Raw genomic sequence first — 20,162 nt, 5'->3', positions numbered from 1 at the left:
CCCCTATGAGCCGCCCTTTTTAATCAAAATTTACTGCGGAATCACTTTCTCCGCTTTCAGTCGATCAAATAACTGCGTAAATGAATCCAGCGTTGAACGATAACCGGTGAAGCCCGCTTTGCGGCTCTTACTCATATCGGTGAACGCTTCCATTGGGCGTCCCAAATCCGCGTCGGTATGCCACCATGATGCCAGTTTAGTGATGTCCGCTTCACGCAATTGATAACGTGCCGCCACCTCGCGCCACGTTTCAGCCCCATCCTGCATGCGTCCTTCCAGTGGCATCATCTGCGCCGGATACTCCGCCGCTTCCACGCCAAAGTAAGCCGCCAGACGTGGCCACAACCAGTTCCAGCGGAACACATCGCCGTTCACCGCGTTGAAATCCTGATTGGCCGCTTCTGCCGCAGTTGCGGCCCACAGCAGCTGTTCCGCCAGCAAACCCGCGTCGGTCACGTCGGACACACCGTTCCACTGCTCTGGCGAACCCGGGAAGATAAACGGCAAACCTTGCTCGCGGCACAGCGTGGCATACACCGCCAGCGTCTGTCCCATATTCATCGCGTTACCCAGCGCAAAGCCCACAATCGAGTGTGGACGATGTACGCTCCAGCGATAGCCATATTTCTCCGCACCGGCAAACACCTCGTCTTCCTGCGCGTAATAGAAGTTATCGACCGGCTGGCGGCCCTGCTCTTCGCGGAATGGCGTCACCGGCACTGCGCCTTTACCGTAGGCTTCGAACGGGCCGAGGTAATGCTTCAGGCCGGTCACCAGCGCCACATGCGATCCCTTCAGACGCTCGCCCAGCGCTTCGATGACGTTACGCACCATACCGCCATTGACGCGGATATTCTCTTTTTCATTTTCCTGGCGCGACCAGACGCTGAAGAACAGCGCATCCGGCTGCTCTTCTGCCAACGCAGCACGCACTGCGTCTGCATCCGTCAGATCGGCGGTTAGGCTGCGGCAACCTTCCGGCACTGCGCCACGTCCGCGCGATAAACCGCTGACCTGCCAACCTTCGCGCTGCAATTTTTCCGCCAGCGCACGTCCAATCACACCGCTAATGCCTACAATCAATGCCTGCTTTTGCATTTCAATTCTCCTTGGTTTCAGTAATGATAAGTTTAATAGAGAATTTAATTCCTATCATTGGCATTAATTCACGGCATTCATAACCTGAGTTCACGAATCCATGCACGATCAGCGCCTGAAAGATATCGTTCCTTTTGTTGCCAGCGTCGAGGGCGGCAGCTTTGCCGCCGCCGCTGAGCGCCTGCATCTCACGGGTTCGGCGGTGAGCAAAAGCGTGACGCGGCTGGAAACCCGCCTGGGTTCGCGCCTGCTGGAGCGCACCACCCGCAGCCTGAAACTCACCGACGCCGGAAACGCCTATTACCAAACCTGTTTACGCATTATGGAGGAGCTGGCAGAAGCCGAAGCGGTGCTGGCGGCGCAGCGCACCATTCCTTCCGGCCGCTTACGTTTAGCGGTGCCGAACACCTATGGACGCCTCGGCGTGATGCCGCTGCTGATTCCGTTTTGCCACCAGCATCCGGATGTGGAGCTCAATCTGACTTTTTCCGATCGCTTTATCGATCTGTTTGATGAGGGGATTGATGTTGCGGTGCGCATTGGTGGATCGCCGGATCTGCCCGCCTCGCTGGGCTGTCGCCAGATGGGCCGCGAACGCATGGTATTTTGCGCATCCCCCGATTATCTGGCGCGCGTGGGTCGGCCCACCAGCGAAGCCGAATTGTTGCAGCATCAGGCGATCATGTATGAACGTGTCGATGGCAGCACCAAGCCGTGGCTGTTCACCACGGAAGATGGCTATCCGCACTGGCGTAACCTGCCGCACCGCATGGCGCTGGGTGATGTGGATGCGCAGATGCAGGCGCTGTGTGCCGGATTAGGCGTAGCGCAGATGCCATCGTGGCTGGTGCGTGAACCGCTGGCGCGCGGTGAGCTGGAGATTATTCTGCCCGAGCAGCAGCCGGACGGCCTGGCCTTGACGCTGATTTGGCCGCGCCGCAAGCAGCTGCTACCCAAAGTGGATGCGTTGCTGGCGGCGTTAGAGGGATTGCAGATCAGATAGAAACATAAGGTCAAAAGCGCGCGATGAATCGCGCCGCTATCCCTCTGCACACCTGGCGTAGCGGCGCAATTTATTGCGCTTTTCTTGATATCAACGGTGATTCAACCGGCGCGACAACCTGTCGCCAAAGAACTGCAGCACCGTCACCAATGCCACCAGCACCACAATCACCGTCAGCATCACCTGCATATCAAAACGCTGATAACCATAACGATACGCCAAATCGCCCAAGCCGCCCGCACCAATCGCGCCGGCCATCGCCGAGGCGTTAATCATCGTCACCAGCGTAATGGTAAACCCGCTCACAATGCCGGGCCGCGCTTCGGGTAATAAGACATGCCAGATAATATGCCAGCGATGAAAACCCATCGCCTGCGCCGCTTCGGTCAGCCCTTTATCCACTTCGCGCAGGCTCACTTCGGCGATACGCGCAAAGAACGGCGTCGCCGCCAGCGTCAGCGGCACCACCGCCGCCCACACGCCGTAGGTGGTGCCGACGATCCAGCGGGTAAAGGGAATCAGCGCCACCATCAGAATCAAAAACGGGATCGAGCGGAACAGGTTCACCACCCAGCCCAGCACGCGATTCAGCAGCGGGCTGGGAAACAGATCGCCGCGTCCGGTTACCACCAGAATCACCGCCATCGGCAAACCCAGCGCCAGCGCCAGCAGCGACGACACGCCCACCATCAGCAGCGTATCCAGCAGCCCAATCCATAAACGATCAATAGCCAGTGACATAGCCCGGTATCTCCAGTTGATCCGCAATCGGGGTTAAAAGCGTCCGCGCGGTGTCAGCGTCATGCTGCGCATCAAGCAGCAGCAACATTTGCCCGGTCGGTTTGCCGTCCACCCACTCCACCGCGCTATACATTAACGTCAGTTCCCCGCCAACCCGTGCGCTTAGCGCCGCCAAATCCGGCTGTGCGCCCTGTCCGGTGTAGCGCAACCGCACCAGCAGACGCGAATCGCCACGCTCGCGCGTCGGCGTCAGCAGCGGTTGAATCGCTTCCGGCAGCGCGCTGAACTGCGGATTGAGCAGCTGTCGCGTAGTCTCTTGCTGCGGATCGCTGTACACCTGCCACACCGGCCCGCGCTCAATGATTTCGCCCTGATCGATCACCGCCACCTGATGGCAGAGATCGTGCACCACGTCCATTTCATGGGTAATCAGCACAATGGTGATGTGACGCTGTTGATTGATCTTCTTCAGCAGCGCCAGAATCGAGCGCGTGGTTTCCGGATCGAGTGCCGAGGTGGCTTCATCACACAGCAGCAATTCGGGATCGTGCACCAGCGCGCGCGCAATGCCTACGCGCTGCTTTTGCCCGCCGGACAATTGCGCTGGCCACGCGTGCTGGCGCTGCTCAAGGCCCACCAGCGCCAGCAGTTCATCCACTTTGCGCCGCCGCTCCGCCGCAGGCACGCCCGCCACTTTCATCGGCAGCTCGATGTTTTCCCGTACCGTTTTCGCCGACAGCAAATTGAAGTGCTGGAAAATCATGCCGGTACCGCGTCGCCAATCCACCAACTGACGATCGCTCAGCGTACCGAGGTCAATCCCGTCAATCACCACCTGACCGCGAGTAGGCTTTTCCAGCCGATTAAGGCAGCGGATCAGCGTCGATTTACCGGCCCCGCTACGGCCAATGATGCCGAAAATCTCGCCGCGCTTAACCTGCAGATCGACCTCTTTCAGCGCATCCTGAGTTTGGCCGGGATAGCGTTTACTCAAACCACGAATCTGCACGTGGATTTTCCCTGCCGTCTCGGCCGTCGGTGACAGCAACGCATCGCGCTCGCCGGGTAGCGTCAGGCTCACCATGCTTACTGGCTCCAGCCCGGCTGATACAGCTTGCCGTAAAAGTCATCCAGCTTGGCGCGCACCACCGGCGAATGCTGGTAGATATCAACGAACTTCGCCAGGCGCGGATCGTTCTGATGACCGTCGCGGATCACGAACTGAATCACGTATTCCGGATGTTCCAGGCCATCAAACAGCAGCGCATTGTTCGGATCGATGGTCTTCGACAGGCGCAGATAGTGCGGATAACCCTACGCTAAATCGACTTCATCCAGCGAACGCGACAGCTGCACCGCTTCCACTTCGATAATCTTCAGATGCTTCGGATTGCTGACAATGTCATCTACGGTAGATTTGAGGCCCGCGCCCGGTTTTAAGCTAATCAGCCTGGCTTTTTGCAGCAGCAGCAGGCCGCGCGCGCCGTTAATCGGATCGTTGGCAATCGCCACCGTGCCGCCATCGGGGATCTGGTCAATCGCGGTATGTTTTTTCGAATAGAGCCCGATGTTGTTGATGATCGCCGGCGCGTACGGCACCAGATGGAATCCGCCCTGCTGATTGGCATTCTCCAGGAACGGTTTGTGCTGGAACAGGTTCACATCGATATCGCCGTTTTCCACGCTGACGTTCGGCGCGGTCCAGTCGGTGAACTCCACCAGCTCAACGTTCAAACCCTGTTTTTTCGCCTCAGCCACCGCGATTTCCAGCGGCGGCGCAAAGGCTGCTGTAGTACCGACTTTCAGCGGCCCGCTGTAGTTTTCGGCGGCGACGGCGCTAAACGCCAGCAGTGCGACGCTGGCAGCCAGCGCAAAATGACGTGCAATGTTCATATCAGATCCCTGAGGTTAAATTAACGAAGGTTAACGCCGTCGCGCCAGCGCGCCGCCGGATGGCGATCGGGCAAGCGGTCCTGCTGTTGAAAAATTTTCTGCCGCAATGAACCGGGCTGATACGCGGTCTTGAAGCGGCCGCGCTGCTGTAATTCCGGCACCACCAGATCGATAAAATCGCGGTAGCTCTGCGGATTAAGGATGCGCGTCAGGTTAAAGCCGTCGATATCGCCTTCGTCGATCCACTTAATCAGCGCATCCGCGACCTGGCTCGGATTGCCAACGATCAGCGGATAGCGGCTGCCCATCGCGTGCTGCTCCAGCAAACGACGCCGCGTCCAGCCGCTAAAGGCTTTGCTCACCGATTCTATGGCGCGCGTGTCGCCGGTCTGAATCGGCTCATCGAGTTCGAATGCCGCCAGATCGAGGCCAATCGAACTGGAGAAGTGCGCGATGCCGGCTTCCGGGCTGGCGTAGGCGAGGTAGCTTTGATGCTTCTCCTGCGCTTCACGTTCGGTAGGCGCGACAATCACGCTAACGCCCATAAAGATGCGCAGATCGTCAGGATGGCGTCCGGCGTCCACCGCCGCCTGGCGCAAGCGCGCCGATTGCTCGCGCATCGCTGCCGGTGACGCGGCATTCACAAAGCTGCACTCGGCGTGACGTCCGGCGAACTGCACGCCGCGCGCCGAGGAACCGGCCTGAAACAGCAGCGGCGTGCGCTGCGGCGACGGGCTGCTCAGGTGATAACCCTGCACCTGATAGAACTCGCCCTGATGATTGATTTGGCGGATTTTATTGGCATCGGCGTAGCGACGATTGGCTTTATCCTGCACCAGCGCATCATCCTGCCAGCTGCCTTCCCACAGCTTGTAGGTGACATCGAGAAACTCATCGGCCTGATCGTAGCGGCGATCGTGCGCCAGCAGCTGTTGCTGGCCCATGGCACGCGCGGCGCTATCGAGATAACCGGTGACGATGTTCCAGCCGATGCGCCCTTTGGTCAGGTGATCGAGCGTGGAAAGGCGGCGCGCGAACGGATACGGCGCTTCATAACTCAGGTTGGCGGTGACGCCAAAACCCAGATGCTGCGTAACGCTGGCCATGCCGGAAATCAGCATCAGCGGATCGTTCACCGGCAGCTGAATTGACTCTTTGGCGGTCAGACCAATGCCTTGCTGATAGACGTCATACACGCCGAGAATATCGGCGATAAACAGCCCATCAAACAGCCCGCGCTCCAGCAAACGCGCCAGATCCAGCCAGTAATCCAGCGAGTTGAAATCCACTGAACGATCCTGTGGATGGGTCCACATACCGTGATGAATGTGCCCAACGCAGTTCATATTGAAGGCGTTGAGCAGAATCTGTTTGTGGCTCATATCGTCCCCCGACGCGGCGGCAACACGCCATTCAGCAGGTAGTTGCCGATGGCCGGATATTTCCAGCGCACCGGATCGTGCAAGGTGTGGGTACGCGCATTGCGCCAGTGGCGGTCAAAGTTGTGCTCACGCAGGCTGGATCGCGATCCGCCAAGTTCAAACAGCAGATTGCTGGCCTCTAGCGACACGTCCGTGGTCCAGGCGCGCGCTTTGGCAACTTCCACCGACGCCAGCGCCACGTTTTCAGCGCTGGGATCGCGCTGCGCCACGTCAACCGCATCACCCGCAATCGCCAGCAGCGCATCGCCGGCGCTCAAACGTGCGGCCAGACGACCGGTGCGATCAAGCGTCAGCGGATCGTCGCTCGCACGATCGACGCCGCTGTCCGGCCACGGCCGCGCGCGTTGACGCAGGAAATCGAGCATGTCGTCAAACGCCGCCCGCGCGATGCCCTGATCGATAGCCGCATGCATAATCTGCGCAAAGGGCCCAACGGTGCTCGGACGCTCAAACGCCGTCTGGAACGGCACCACATCTTCCGGCGCAATCGCTACGTCGCGGAACTGCACGCTGCCGCTGCCGGTGGTGCGCTGACCGAAGCCGCTCCAGTCATCAATCACGTTGACGCCGTGCTGATGACGCGGCACAAACACCAGCTGCTCTTTGCCATCATCAGCAATCGCCAGCGTCGGAATACGGTCGGCATACAGCGCGCCGGTGCAGTAAAACTTGTTGCCGTTGAGGCGCAATCCTTCCGCCTGCTGCGAAACCGCCGTAGAACGCTGATGCGCGGCGGGCGAACTGAATTCCGCCAGCGCGTTGCCGTGATGCACGCCTGCCAGCACTTCGGCGTAGAGCCGCTGTTTCTGCGCCTCGCTGCCGTTGATGCGCAACACTTCCAGCGCGTAAAAATGGTTCTGCGGCACCTGACCAATCGAACCGTCGGCGGCGCTCAAAAGCACGAAAATCTCTGCCAGTTCGGCGGTAGAAATCTCAATGCCGCCAAAGTCACGCGGCACGGTGATGGCGCCGAGTCCGGATTGAAAAAGCTGCTGCAACTCGGTGTGCGGCAGTTCACGTTCGCGGTCGCGCTGGGCAGAACCGGCACGAAAACGCTCCGCCAGCTCCTGCGCGACCTGCAACGCCTGCTGGGCATTCTCAATGCGCGTCGCGCGCTGTTTAGGCAATACCTGCGTCATGGTTGCTCCTTAAATCCACGCATGACGCGCAGGCAGCGCATCATTGAGGTAATAGTTGCCGATGGCATGAGTTTTCCAGCGCACCGGATCGTGCAACGTGTGGGTGCGCGCATTGCGCCAGTGACGATCGAGACCGTGGCGCAGCAAGGTGCCGCGACTGCCGCCCCATTCCAGCAGCTTCTCACTGGCACGCAGCGCCACTTCGGTGGTCAGCACTTTGGCTTCCGCTACCGCAATCGATGCGCGTGCGCAGTTTTCGGCGGTCAGCGCCTGTTGATCGATGCTATCGAGTACCCGGGCAGCACGAGCCAGCAGCGCGTTGGCGGCGCTCAGTTCGGTGCTGATGCGGCCCACGTCGGCGAGGATGTACGGATCGTCGGCATTGCGGCTGACATTGGCATCCACCCAAGGTCGCGAGCTGCTGCGCACAAACTCCAGCGCCTCATCCAGCGCACCTTGCGCAATGCCCGCATCAATCGCCGCCTGAATCAGCTGAGAAACTGCGCCGCGCAGCGTCGGTTTTTCAGCGGGAGGCAACGACATCAATAACGCCGGATCAACCACAACCTGATGCAACTTCACCGTACCGCTGGCGGTAGTGCGCTGGCCAATACCGGACCAGTCATCCACAATTTCCACGCCCGGCGTCGGCAGCGGAATAAAGGCCATTTTCGGCTGCTGATCGTGCATCGCCGTGGTGACCAGAATGTCGGCGAACAGCGCGCCGGTAGAGTAGAACTTCTCTCCGGTGAGTTGCACGCCGTGTGACGTTGTCACTAGCTGCGCCTGTACGTCTCGCGTATGTTTGGTGTTTTTCTCCGGTCCGCCGTTACCCAGACGTTTGCCCTGCACTACCGCGCTCAGCAGCCGCTGCTGTTGCGCGGCAGAACCTTCGCCAAGGATGAACTGGATCAGACCAAAGTGGTTTTGCGGGATTTGCCCCAGCGAGGGATCGCTGGCGGAGATCAGACGAAACACTTCGGCCATGGTCTGGTACGACAAACCCGCACCACCCAATTCGCGCGGCACGCTGATGCTGCCAAGTCCCAACGCGGTGAACTGGTTGAGCAGCGCGATGGGGTAAATGCGCTGCTGGTCGCGCTCGACTGCGCCACTTTTCGCCTGCCCGGCCAGATGGCGTGCGGCGGCGATGGCTTCTTCATCGCTGTTTAATACCGCTGCGCGGTTAATAATCTCGTCACTGTTTTGCGTCATAGCTGATTTCACTTTTACTGCACAGCGAAGTGTAAGCCTGCACTGAAAAAATCAGCAGGCCGTGGAATGAATAATGGATTGAAAGCGATGATAATCAGCGGGGTTAAAGCAAGTAAATAGCGCGGTTATGCTATATCCGGCAATGCGTTGCCATTATTAAGCTATGGATTTATTGAAGCACAACAACAGGCTAGCGGCGGCGCTGCGGGCAATTAGCAAGTATAAAAAAGCGGCGAGTAATTCTTAAGATCAAATAACGCTAAGAAAAGTTTAATTCCGCAAATAATGTAGCGGCGCGATTTATCGCGCGTTGATGTTTAACTTTCAAAAACGCGCGATAAATCGCGCCGCTACGGATGGTGCGGAATTTAAAAGCGGCGCGAAATATTAATTATTTAATTGCGCATCAAACTGCGCGGCAGCTAAACTGCGGGTGGATTCGCTTTTCACACTATGCGGAATCTGCACGCTATCGATCAACTTCGCCAGCTGATAGGTTTTCACCGTCTCATTTTGCGTTAGCTGCTGCGCATAATTCGCGGTCAAATCCCCTTTCTTATTCTGCGTCACCGAGGTCTGGCTGCGCTCTTCATCATCGATCAAATGATACTTATAGTTTTGCGACGACTTCTGTTCGGTCAACTTCGCCGCTGAGACAGAATCCAGCGCGGTGTGGAAGCTGGCCTTGAGTTTAAACAGCGTTTGCTGGGTCAAATCCTGGGTATTACCATGCGTTTGCGTAGCGGTTTTTTGCGCCACGTTCAGGGAGAAGGTGTCTTGCTCTTCCGGCTTATACGGATTACCGGAAACCGGCGTCTGCTGATAGCTCGCCGAGAAGTCCGCCAGTCCGCTGATTGCGCCGTTCTTCGCCGCATTGGCATCAATCGACTTCACACGCTGCGTGTTGATGCTTTCAGCCGCTTTGCCTTCGGTGGTATTGAGCGCGCGGAAGCTGGCTTTAAACAGCGTCAACATGTCGCTATCGCCGTGACCGCGCGAGGCGGCCTGATCAAATTTGCTGCTCCACCGATCCAGCGCCGCTGCCTGCTGTGCCGCGCTGCCCGCCTGCGTCAGTTTCGAAACATCGGTATCGAGTTTGATGCTGACATCTCCGTTGTGGAAGCCGAGCCAGCGTGCCTGATCGTCGGCATGCAAGTTCAGCGACTGCGTGACGTTATTGCCATTACGCAGATCGGTCTTCAAATCGACGCTTTTCAACACTGAAGTGTCGAACTTCATCAGATCGCTGATATCGAGTTTGGTGGTGCTGCCATCCAGGCCATCCAGCGCCTTCTGCAAACCGGCGGATAGCTGACCCATCGCCGCCGCTTCAACGTTGCTGAGCTGGCCGCCGCTGGTTTTCAGCTCCACCACCATGCCGACATGTTGACGCGTCATCTGCAAACTCACCTGCACGCCAGATTGGGTAGTAATGGTCAGCGCCAGCGCACTTTGGCTGCTGCTCCGCGCACCATCTACCGCTTCCGTCGCTGGCACGCTTAAGGTTACGTCGCCGCGATGGCTGGCCAGATTACTCAATAAGGTGCTGCCGAGACCGTTCATACCGACGCCGCTGGCGTGCGCGGCACCGTTGAGCTGCGCCTGCAAGCTGCTAGTGACATCGACGGAACTCTTGACCTGCGCGGGCTCGATTTTGTAGATCGCGGCGATGGCATCACTCGCCTCGCTGAAGGTGACTTTGGTCGACGCTTCCGCCGTCAGAGCGTTTTGCGCGGATTTGTTGTTCACCGCCGGCGTCACCACCGCATTCGATGCGATTAAATTTCTCAGTACGCTGCTGCCAATCCCATTTAGCATGAAAATAATCCTCGTTGTGTACTATTGCTGAGAGTTATCGGCGAAATGTTCAGCGGCTTTAATGGTTTTTGCCCTCACCTAACCCTCTCCCATGAACGGGTGAGGGAACCGATTATGCACCGTCTGCTCTCTCTCCCGCCTGCAGAAGAGGGCTGGGGTGAGGGAAATGCATTGGCAGTTCTGACATAACATCTGTCCGCCTAAACACAGCCGTACTTCACGCAGTGACTTAGGTTATTCATCAACACATCTCTCACTCACGAGGTAAGGTCACGATGAATAACCTGCATTACAAAAGCTTGCTGGAAATTGGCCGCTTGATTCAGTCGGGCGAAATCTCTTCGGTAGACGTCACGCAAACCCTGCTGACGCGCATTAATACGCTCGATCGCGACTTACACAGCTACTTCTACGTGATGCGCGACAGTGCGCTGCAACAGGCGGCCGAAGCCGATGCCGAAATAGCCCAGGGCAAAATGCGCGGTCCGCTGCACGGCGTGCCGATCGCGCTGAAAGATCTGATCTGGACCAAAGACGCGCCCACCAGCCACGGCATGATCATCCACAAAGATCGTTACCCTTCAGAAGACTCCACCGTGGTGGAGCGCTTCCGCGCGGCGGGTGCGGTGATTCTCGGCAAGCTGACGCAAACCGAAAGCGCCTTCGCCGATCATCATCCTGATATCACCCGGCCCAATAATCCGTGGGGCAGCGCGCTGTGGACCGGCGTCTCCTCCAGCGGATCCGGCGTCGCCACCGCCGCAGGGTTATGCTTCGGCTCAATTGGCACCGATACCGGCGGATCGATTCGTTTTCCCTCCAACGCCAACGGCCTGACCGGCATTAAACCGACGTGGGGCCGCGTCACGCGTCACGGTGCCTGTGAACTGGCGGCATCACTGGATCATATCGGCCCGATGGCACGTAACGCCGCCGATGCCGCCGCCATGTTGCAGGCGATTGCCGGTCGCGATGATAAAGATTCCACCTCCAGCAGCGAGCCGGTGCCCGATTATCTGGCGCTGATGACGCGCGGCATCAGCAAGATGCGTATCGGCGTTGATAAAAGCTGGGCGCTTGAGAAAGTCGACGAGGAGACGCGCGCTGCGCTGCAATCGGCGATCGCCACCTTGAGTTCGCTCGGCGCGACGCTGGTAGATATCACCTTGCCCGATACCGAAAAAGCCGCCGCCGAGTGGAGCGCACTCTGCGCCGTGGAAACCGCGCTGGCGCATGAAGAGACCTATCCGGCGCAGAAAGATCACTACGGTCCGGGCCTCGCTGGTCTACTGGATCTCGGTCACAGCGTTACCGCGCTGGAGTATCAACGTTTGCTGCTCAGCCGTGCGGCGCTGCGCGGCGATATCTCCGCGCTCTTTACTCAGGTTGATCTGATTCTGGCACCCGCTACCGCGTATGCCGGATTGACCTGGGACACCATGACCCGTTTTGGTACCGATCAGGCACTGTTTAACGGCGTGCTGCGCTATACCAGTGCATTCGATGCCAGCGGTCATCCCACCATCACCCTGCCGTGCGGCAAAACCGCAGGCGGCGCGCCGATTGGCTTCCAACTGGTGGCAGCACATTTCGCCGAAACCACCATGATTCAGGGCGCGTGGGCCTTCCAGCAGGTCACCGACTGGCATAATCAGCATCCTGCGTTGTAAATCTGCGTCGTTTGCCGCCCCGATAGCTTTGGGGCGGTCATTTCACCCGCTCATGGCCTGAAACTTGCTTCAACTTCCTTACTTCCGCCCTTTTTCGCCATGTTTAGGGGATGCTGATATGAAAGAGCTTTTCACCACCGACGATCTCGATAACCGTCATCGCTTCGATGCCTGGCGTGATGCGGTGTGCTCGCGGCTGATCAACGCCCAAGCGCGACAGATGCATTCAGGCACTTTTTCCGGCAGCTTTGCCTATTCGATGCTCGGTCACATGGATATTGCCAATCACGTATCGCATACCGCGCTGATGTGGCAACGCACAGCAGAATGCATCCGCCGCCATCCTAATCACGATTTCTATCTGGGCTATGTCTGCGCCGGCAGCGGCACGCTGCGGCAGAATGGCCATCAATCACGCGTCAGCGCCGGCGATGTGGTGATTTACGATGCTGCCACGCCGTTTGATTTTACGATGGAGAAGGTGGCGATCAATATCGTGCATCTGCCACGTCACATCATGGAGAAGGAAGCGCCTGCCACCGCCAAACTGGCGGGCAAAACGCTGGATCTCACGCGCCCCGGCATGGCATCGCTCAAACTGCTACTGCAGGAAGCGTTTGTGTTTAATCCCGACCGCGAGAACCCGTTTCTGGCCGAGCAGTTTGCTAACACGCTGCTGAATATGATTTCGGTGAGCGTCAATTTGCAGCACAGCGAAGAGGCGCTGAAGCCGGATCTCTATTCACGCGTAATGAGTTTTCTGCGTCACAACCTGCAGGAGCCAGAGCTGTCGGTGGCGCAGATCGCCAATGCGCATCATGTCTCGCCGCGCACTATCAGCCGGGTGTTTGCCGCCCACGGCACCACGCCGATGAACTTCCTCTGGCAGGAGCGTTTGCAGGCGTGTCATCGCATTCTCGCCGAAGGCAAAGCGCGCAATATCACCCAGGTGGCGTTGGATCACGGCTTCAGCGATATGTCGCACTTCAGCCTGGCGTTCCGCAAAACCTTTGGTTATACGCCCAGCAGCCTGTTACGGCAGCCGGACGCGCCGCTACTTTTGTAGCGTGGTGATCACGCGCTCGGCGGTGTATTCCATGCTGCTGCGCGTGTTCATCGCTTCACTGCGCATCAAGCGATACGCTCCCGATTCATCCAGCCCGAAGGTTTGCATCAGCACGCTTTTGGCCTGCGCCAGTCGCTCACTACGCGCTTGACGCGCCTGCTGTACCGCACGCAACCGCTGCTGATGACGCACGGTTTTTAGCGTGCCAATCATTTGCACAATCAAGGCAAACGGATTGAGTTCACGCGCAGCGATGGCATTCGGCTGGAGTTGCAGTAGTAGCGGAAACAACCGCGCGTTGTGGCTATCCGCCAGCGCGATGATGGGAATATCCCTTTCGCGCGCACTGATAAACAGCGCGGTTAACAGTGGCTGCTGATGCATATCGATCGCCACCACCAGCAGCTGCGTATCCGTGGAGAGTGAAGCGGCAGGCGGCCAGCTGTGCTGCGCGTGACAGCCCAACTGCGTCAGCGAGGCGCAAAACGCGCGCACGCTCTGTGAATCAGGATGGAAAATATGCAGCCGGACACCAGAAAGCGTTGCCAGTAATGATTGTTCAGTCATGCTTCACCCTATGCGCATCCCGAATGAGGAAAGCTCACAGTAAGCGAGCGGATGGGTTAACGCTTTGCTGATGCTGCCGGGTGCTGTGTCAGGGCGGACAAGGATGAGGAACGGTTTTGTAGGGTGCGCATTCATGCGCACCTTTTAAATGATGCTCAAACATGAAACCCCAAAAACTGCTCCGCCACGCTGGCGCTCGACTGGGTTTTCGGATTGATCTTCTGCACAATCTGCCCCTTTTCGATCACATGAATCTGGTCTGAGAGCGCGTAAAGAAACTCGATATCCTGCTCCACCAGAATGATCGAAATATCCATCTCATGCCGCAGCCGTCGTAACGTCTCGATAATCTCCTCGCAGATATTCGGTTGAATCCCTTCCGTTGGCTCATCCAGCAGCACCAGCTGCGGCTGGCCGCACAGGCAGCGCGCCAACGCCAATAGCTGCTGCTCGCCGCCCGATAGCGCACCGCCCGGCTGCGCCAGCAGGCGTTTCAGGCGCGGAAAATACGCCAGCATCTGCTCGATAATCTCTCCGGCGCGGGAAAAATGTTTCACGCAGCCCATGCGCAGATTCTCCTCCACCGTCAGCTGCGGGAAAATCTGTCGGCCTTGCGGTACAAAACCGATGCCCGCCACCGCCCGCTGGTGCGCCTGATAACGGGTAATATCGATGCCGTTCAGCGCGATCTGGCCTTGCCAGGCCGGCAGTTCCCCCATAATGGTGCGCAGCAGCGTGGTTTTGCCCATGCCGTTGCGGCCCAGCACGCCGGTAAACGACTTCGCGCCGACAAACAGCTCGGATAAGTTCAGCACCGGAATCTTGTTGTAACCCGAGACCATCTCTTTAATTTCAAGCATGTTTAATCTCCAGATTGCCGAGATACGCCTCTTTCACCCGCGGATTTTGCGTCACCTCGCGGAAGCTGCCTTCCGCCAGCACCGCGCCCTGGTTAAACACCGTCACCTGCTGCGCAATCATGCTGATGAACTCCATATCATGTTCCACCACCACCACCGTGCTCTGCTGATTAATCGCCTTGATCAACTGCGCGGTTTTACGCACTTCCTGATGCGTCATGCCCGCCGCCGGTTCATCCAGCAGCACCAGCTGCGGTTTGGAGATCAGGATCATCCCCAGCTCCACCCACTGCCGCTGACCGTGCGCCAGTTCCGAGAGCACCGCATGTTGCAGATCGACCAGACCGATATCCTCCAGCACCTGTTCTATCGCCGCCGGCAGCGCCGCTTTCGCCAGCTTATTCGCCGCCGCCTGCCACAGGTTTTCCCGCACGCTTAAGCCTTCGAACACGCTCGGCACCTGAGTTTTAATGCCAATCCCCAAACGCGCGATTTCCCATGGCCGTTTGCCGGAGATCACCTGTTCGCGATAGCGGCACTCGCCGCGCGTCGGCGTGACCTGGCCGCTCAGCATCTTGAAGAAAGTGCTTTTGCCTGCGCCGTTGGGGCCGATCAGGCAGCGCAACTCACCTTCACGTAGGGTGAAATCCACCTCTTTCACCGCATGCACGCCGCCAAAACTGACGCCCATTTTGCGGGTTTCCAGTAACACGTTGGCCGTCATGGTTTCACCTCACTGACCTGCGCGCGGCTGGCAGGCGCGGCGGGACGCTTGCGCCGCCACAGACGCTGCAACGTTGGCAGAATGCCGCCCGGAATCAGCAACACAAACACCGCCAGAATCACGCCGAGCACTAAATTGACATCCACGGTGTGCTGCGCGCCCAGCCGCGTCACCATCCACTGCAACAGCACACAGCTGATCACCGGACCCAGCAGCGTGCCGCGGCCACCGACAATCACCCAGATGATGATCTGCGCCGACTGGCTGATGCTAAACACGCCGGGACTAACAAAGGCGCCCCAGTTGACGTACAAACAGCCCGCCAGTCCGGCAATGGCCGCGCCGATGGCGAAGGTTGCCAATTTATGCGCCGGCACGTTGTAGCCGAGCAATCCGGCGCGCTGCTCGTTCTCACGAATCGCCACCACGGTTTTGCCAAAACGGCTCAGCAGCACGAACTTCAGCAAGGCGTAGCACAGCGCCAGACATCCGGCGGTGACCATAAAGATCGCCTCGGGCGATAAAATCGCCTCCGGCTGGAACGGCAGGTTAAGCGTCGGCACCGAAGGAATGCCGTTAAAGCCGCCCAGCAACGCCTCGCCGATGTGGTATTCGCTGCCGGAGGTGGAGTTGACCCAGTTAAACAGCACCAGACTCACCGCCAGCGTGATGGCGCCGAGATAGACATCGCTGACGCCGCCATAAAAAATCACATAGCCGAGCAACAGCGAGAACAACGTTGGCAGCAGTACCGCCATCACCACCGCCCAGGTCGAATCGCCCCAGTTAATGGCGCAAATCGCATAGGTGTAGGCCCCTAAACCGAAAAACGCCGCCTGACCAAAGCACAGGATGCCGCCGTAGCCCCAGATGAACGCCAGGCTGAGCGACAACAAACCCATCACCAGAAACACCGTCAGCGACAGCAAGGTGTAGAGCTCAATCGCGCCTGACAGCCACAGCGCCACCAGCACCATCGCCAGTGAGATGACGATAATCTGGATCTTTTCCGAGAACAGTTTCATTACAGCGATCTCCTGAAGAAGCGTCCGGTGATGCCCTGCGGCAGCAAGCGCAGCAGCACAATGGCGCTCAGCAATAGCGCGACGGCACCAAACACCGGTGTGGAGTAGTACGTCACCAGCTGCGAAATGGTGCCGAATAACGTCGAGGCGGAGAGCGTTCCGGCGATGATGGCGCTACCACCGCCAATCACCGTGATAAAGGCTTTGGCGATAAAGCTGACGCCAATGGTCGGGATCACGCCGGTAATCGGCGCTAACAGCGCGCCGCCTAAACCCGACAGCGCTGCGCCCAGGCCAAACGTCAGGCTGTAGATTTTGCCCGGATTGCTGCCGAGCGCCGCCGCCATGCGCGCATTCTGCATGGTGGCGCGCGCGCATAAACCTAAAGTGGTGAAGCGCAGCAGCAACCACAGCGCGCCGAGCAAGCCGATCGCAAACACAATCATGAACAGCGAATAACCGCTGGTGCTGTAGCTGCCGATGCTGACGCTGGGCAGCGGTGAGCTGATGCCCAGCGTGGTGTTGCCGAACAGCATGGTGGCAGCACCAATCAGCGCCAGACTCAGCCCCCATGTCGCCAGCATGGTATCGATCATCCGCCCGTACAGATGACGGATAATTACGCGCTCGATTACCGCGCCAAACACCCCCACAGTGAGCGGCGCAATCACCAGCATCGAGATCCAGATCGGCACGCCCCACTGATTGGTGGCGAGAATGGCGCTGTAGCCGCCCAGCATCATGAATTCGCCGTGCGCCATATTGACGATTTTCATCATGCCGAACACCACCGCCAGCCCGACGCTCATGATCACCAGCACGGCGATGGCATTGAGCACTTCAATGGCGTAGATAATGAACAGATCCATAGCGGCTCCTGTCACAGCTCAATTTGATACTGTTTGGTATCGCGCGGGTTTTTCTTCAGATCGCACACCATCGCGGTATCCACCGGCGCTTGATCGGTGAAGGTTTGCAGAATTTTCATCTGATGGTTTTCCACTTCGGCGATATGCACATCCAGCGAACAGTGATGCGTCGCCGGATCGACGCTCAGCTTGCCGCTCGGCGAGGTCAGCGTGACGCCGGACTCCAGCGCCTCGATCACCTTCATGCGATCGATATCGCCCGCTTTTCGCACCCCTTCCGCCCAGATCAACATGCCCTGATAAGCGCCCATCGCCAGGTCGCTGATGTAGGGCGTATTGGCGCCGTAGCGCGCATGAAATCGCTCAACGAAAGCTTTGTTTTCCGGCGAGGGGATTTCCTGCATATAGTTGGCGGCAACCAGAATGCCGTTGCTCTCTTCCGGCGACAGAATGATATGTTCGTTGCCGCCGCCAAACACCGTGGAGGCAATCGGGATCTTGCCGCTCATACCAGCCGCATGCCACTGGCGATAGAAGGAGATGTGCGCGCCACCGACCAGCGCTGACCACACCATGTCGGGTTTGGCGCTCTGGATTTTAGAGATCGCCGCACCAAAATCGGTAACATCCAGCGGGAAGAATTCAACCGTTACCACTTCACCGCCGTTATCGTGCACCGACTTTTTCACCCACGCCGAGACGATTTGGCCGTAGTTATAATCCGCCGCCAGCACGTAGACTTTTTTGCCCCACTTCTTCACCGCGTAAGGCACCAGCTTTTCCACGGTTTGTGCCGGCGTAGAACCGGATGAGAAGTAATTGCGATCACACACGCCGCCTTCATATTGCGCCGGATAAAAATAGAGTGAACGGAAACGATCCAATACCGGACGAATAACCTCACGCGAGGCCGAGGTAATACCACCATGCACCACCGCCACTTTATCTTTCAGCGCCGCCTGCTGCGCATATTGCGCATAAAGCTGCATATTGGATTGCGCATCGTAATTAATCACCTGCAACGGTCGACCTAATAAACCACCCGCCGCGTTGATCTCTTCTGCCGCCAGATTAATGGCGTTCGACATCGGCTTACCGTAAATATCGAGCCCACCGGATAAGTCGAGAATACTGGCGATTTTGATAGCGTCTTTGCTGTCGGCGGCGAAAGAGAATTGAGGCGCAACGCCTGCAGCCAAGCCTAATGCCGAAACGGCTGAACCCTGGATAAATGAACGACGACTAATAGCCATAGCAACCTCTTGAAAAGATAAGGATCAAACAGGAGTGTTTCCGGGAGGCCGGAGAGAATAAAAGCGATCTACAGACGGCGCTGTCTGTATTGACAAGAGGGTTGCCACATCGTTGGGGCGTTATTTTTTATAAAGCAAGAAGTGGGCCAATTTAATTAGGCTCTGCACATTCATATAGCGGCGCGATTCATCGCGCAATAAATTGCGCCGCTACGACAACGTGCGCACTGTTAAATGGCAATTGGCACCAATTAGGTGCGAGGTCGCCCTTCATGGCGACCTCAATAACACTCAATTAAAAAACTTAATATCCGTCGGCGTGGCAATCTTCGCCACTTCACCCGCGGCTTTCAGCACACCGCTCTGTTCATCGAAATGGAACAGGGTGATGTTATTGGTAAACACGTTCGCCACATAAAGGTATTTGCCGCTGGCATCAAAGGCGAAAGCGCGCGATTCAATGCCATCCGCTTTATAGCGCACCGGCGATCCCAGTGAACCATCCTGCTCAATGCGGAACACCACTAAGTTGTTATCCGATCCGCGATTAGCGGCAATCACAAACTTGCCGTTCGGGCTGAGGATAATGCCGCCGCCGCTGCGGTACTCGGCGCTGCTGTTTTCCGTATTCAGTTTGATGCTGGATTGCTGCTGCAGACGATCGTCCTTAACCGCAAACACCACCACTTCACCGGCCATTTCGGTAATGACATAGGCGTGTTTACCATCCGGTGAAAACACCATGTGGCGCGGGCCAGAACCGGCCGGGAAGGTGACATCGCGTGAAGTATCCGCTTGCAGCGGCTGAGCGTTGCCCGCGTGATAGGCATAAGCGTGCAGTTTGTCGCCGCCGAGATCTGCAGCGTAAAGGTATTTGCCATCATGAGTGAAGGTGGTGGAGTGCGCATGCCCGCTATCCTGACGATCTTTCACTGCCCCGCTGCCGCTGGCGAACGGGAAATTCTGTACCTGCTCGCCGAGCGAACCGTCGTGATGAATCGGGAATACCGCCACGCTGGCACCACCTTTAGCCACCGAGTAGTTGGCGACAAACAGGAATTTCCCGTCCGGGCTAATGGTGGCATGCGTCGGCTGCTGGCCGTGGCTATCTACCGCGTTAATCACGCGCACCTTGCCGCCGTGATCAATCGCAAGCGCAGTGACGGCACCGGCGTTTTCTTCGTTAGTGGTGTAGGCAAAACGTCCATCGTGCGATTTCACAATCCACGATGGGCTTTTCATTTTGATGAAATCGAGCGGCGTCAGCGTGCCGTCGCTATTGACCTTCAAACGGTATAAACCTTCGCTGGGATGACCTGGATTTTGCACTAACGGCGCATCCGGGATGCTGGTCCATGTGCCCACTAAAGCCGTTTGGTTGTGATGTTCCGCTGCAGTTGCCATTGCACTTCCCGCTAATGTGAAAACAGCTAGCGATAATGCCACGCTTAGACGTGACGCCATACCGCCAGACACCGTTTTATTGTGATTTTTCATTGTGGTACCCACCATAATCGGAATGTTCTTTATAAAAATCGTTCGCAGAGTTGGATTTTTTATTGTGATTGCGGCCAATGCTGCAGGCCGCATAACGACTATAGTGGGATTGCTTTGATTCGCGGCGAACAGGCGTGATCGTGTTCACATTATCGGGGATTTATCCGCCGGTAGAGCACGATTACCTCCAAACGTGGCAGCCGGAATAGCACAAATGCGTAATTCTTATTATTACTGCGTTTTCCTGCATGCTTTAATACAGCCCTATTAACATGCCAGGGA

17 protein-coding genes and 1 pseudogene are annotated in these 20,162 nt (G+C 57.6%); 3 read left to right on the top strand and 15 right to left on the bottom strand.

Translation table 11 applies throughout. From position 1 onward, the window contains the following. Positions 1–30 precede the first annotated feature (30 nt). Positions 31–1,098, bottom strand: coding sequence for an SDR family oxidoreductase (locus tag FCN45_RS22025; RefSeq protein ID WP_137387278.1), 1,068 nt, complete (start codon positions 1,096–1,098; stop codon positions 31–33). A gap of 100 nt (positions 1,099–1,198) precedes the next feature. On the opposite strand from FCN45_RS22025, the gene FCN45_RS22020 reads away from it, so the two are divergent. Continuing rightward, positions 1,199–2,101, top strand: coding sequence for a LysR family transcriptional regulator (locus FCN45_RS22020; protein ID WP_101761700.1), 903 nt, complete (start codon positions 1,199–1,201; stop codon positions 2,099–2,101). 90 nt (positions 2,102–2,191) lie between these two features. Here the strand turns inward: FCN45_RS22020 and FCN45_RS22015 are convergent, their stop codons facing one another. The 7 genes and pseudogenes from FCN45_RS22015 to FCN45_RS21985 form a co-directional block, all read right to left on the bottom strand. Continuing rightward, entirely contained in the window at positions 2,192–2,842 is a 651-nt protein-coding gene (locus FCN45_RS22015; protein ID WP_061719142.1) for a methionine ABC transporter permease, read from the bottom strand. Beyond that, positions 2,826–3,926, bottom strand: coding sequence for a methionine ABC transporter ATP-binding protein (locus tag FCN45_RS22010; RefSeq protein ID WP_137387277.1), 1,101 nt, complete (start codon positions 3,924–3,926; stop codon positions 2,826–2,828). The genes FCN45_RS22015 and FCN45_RS22010 overlap by 17 nt, the downstream gene beginning before the upstream one ends. Before the next feature lie 2 nt (positions 3,927–3,928). Further along, a pseudogene (locus FCN45_RS22005) lies at positions 3,929–4,735 on the bottom strand (MetQ/NlpA family ABC transporter substrate-binding protein). 20 nt (positions 4,736–4,755) lie between these two features. Next, the gene (locus tag FCN45_RS22000) at positions 4,756–6,117 is read right to left on the bottom strand and encodes an LLM class flavin-dependent oxidoreductase (RefSeq protein WP_137387276.1); all 1,362 of its coding nucleotides are present in this window, start codon (positions 6,115–6,117) and stop codon (positions 4,756–4,758) included. After that, positions 6,114–7,316 (bottom strand): SfnB family sulfur acquisition oxidoreductase, encoded by a 1,203-nt coding sequence (locus FCN45_RS21995; RefSeq protein WP_137387275.1) that lies wholly within the window; start codon positions 7,314–7,316, stop codon positions 6,114–6,116. Before FCN45_RS21995 ends, FCN45_RS22000 begins: the two co-directional genes overlap by 4 nt. A gap of 9 nt (positions 7,317–7,325) precedes the next feature. Then, positions 7,326–8,531, bottom strand: coding sequence for an SfnB family sulfur acquisition oxidoreductase (locus tag FCN45_RS21990; RefSeq protein WP_137387274.1), 1,206 nt, complete (start codon positions 8,529–8,531; stop codon positions 7,326–7,328). 387 nt (positions 8,532–8,918) lie between these two features. Beyond that, positions 8,919–10,349: a hypothetical protein gene (locus FCN45_RS21985; RefSeq protein WP_137387273.1), complete on the bottom strand. Its 1,431-nt coding sequence runs from the start codon at positions 10,347–10,349 to the stop codon at positions 8,919–8,921. A 275-nt stretch (positions 10,350–10,624) separates the two neighbouring features. On the opposite strand from FCN45_RS21985, the gene FCN45_RS21980 reads away from it, so the two are divergent. Then, entirely contained in the window at positions 10,625–12,019 is a 1,395-nt protein-coding gene (locus FCN45_RS21980) for an amidase (protein WP_137387272.1), read from the top strand. A gap of 118 nt (positions 12,020–12,137) precedes the next feature. After that, a complete protein-coding gene (locus tag FCN45_RS21975) occupies positions 12,138–13,085 on the top strand; it encodes a helix-turn-helix domain-containing protein (protein ID WP_137387271.1) in 948 nt (315 codons plus the stop codon). On the opposite strand, the gene FCN45_RS21970 is transcribed toward FCN45_RS21975, so the two are convergent. The 7 genes from FCN45_RS21970 to FCN45_RS21940 all read right to left on the bottom strand — a co-directional run bounded on the left by FCN45_RS21970 (position 13,074) and on the right by FCN45_RS21940 (position 19,895). After that, positions 13,074–13,652: an ANTAR domain-containing response regulator gene (locus FCN45_RS21970; RefSeq protein WP_137387270.1), complete on the bottom strand. Its 579-nt coding sequence runs from the start codon at positions 13,650–13,652 to the stop codon at positions 13,074–13,076. The genes FCN45_RS21975 and FCN45_RS21970 overlap by 12 nt on opposite strands. A 155-nt stretch (positions 13,653–13,807) precedes the next feature. Next, positions 13,808–14,512 carry an ABC transporter ATP-binding protein gene (locus tag FCN45_RS21965; RefSeq protein ID WP_137387269.1) on the bottom strand — a complete coding sequence of 235 codons (705 nt, stop codon included), beginning with the start codon at positions 14,510–14,512 and terminating at the stop codon, positions 13,808–13,810. Next, positions 14,505–15,236, bottom strand: a complete 732-nt coding sequence (locus tag FCN45_RS21960; protein ID WP_137387268.1) for an ATP-binding cassette domain-containing protein — start codon at positions 15,234–15,236, stop codon at positions 14,505–14,507. The genes FCN45_RS21965 and FCN45_RS21960 overlap by 8 nt, the downstream gene beginning before the upstream one ends. Next, positions 15,233–16,261, bottom strand: a complete 1,029-nt coding sequence (locus FCN45_RS21955) for a branched-chain amino acid ABC transporter permease (RefSeq protein WP_137387267.1) — start codon at positions 16,259–16,261, stop codon at positions 15,233–15,235. The genes FCN45_RS21960 and FCN45_RS21955 overlap by 4 nt, the downstream gene beginning before the upstream one ends. After that, positions 16,261–17,130 carry a branched-chain amino acid ABC transporter permease gene (locus FCN45_RS21950; protein WP_137387266.1) on the bottom strand — a complete coding sequence of 290 codons (870 nt, stop codon included), beginning with the start codon at positions 17,128–17,130 and terminating at the stop codon, positions 16,261–16,263. Before FCN45_RS21950 ends, FCN45_RS21955 begins: the two co-directional genes overlap by 1 nt. Positions 17,131–17,141: 11 nt before the next feature. Next, entirely contained in the window at positions 17,142–18,383 is a 1,242-nt protein-coding gene (locus FCN45_RS21945; RefSeq protein ID WP_110866760.1) for an ABC transporter substrate-binding protein, read from the bottom strand. Positions 18,384–18,674: 291 nt separating this feature from the next. After that, the gene (locus FCN45_RS21940) at positions 18,675–19,895 is read right to left on the bottom strand and encodes a lactonase family protein (RefSeq protein ID WP_246862571.1); all 1,221 of its coding nucleotides are present in this window, start codon (positions 19,893–19,895) and stop codon (positions 18,675–18,677) included. Between the last annotated feature and the right edge of the window lie 267 nt (positions 19,896–20,162).

The organism is Pantoea sp. SO10, from assembly GCF_005281435.1.
In the GTDB taxonomy this organism is placed as follows: Bacteria; Pseudomonadota; Gammaproteobacteria; order Enterobacterales; family Enterobacteriaceae; genus Pantoea; species Pantoea leporis.
Note: the sequence above shows the minus strand (reverse complement) of the source record. Positions and strands in the feature narration are given on the sequence as shown.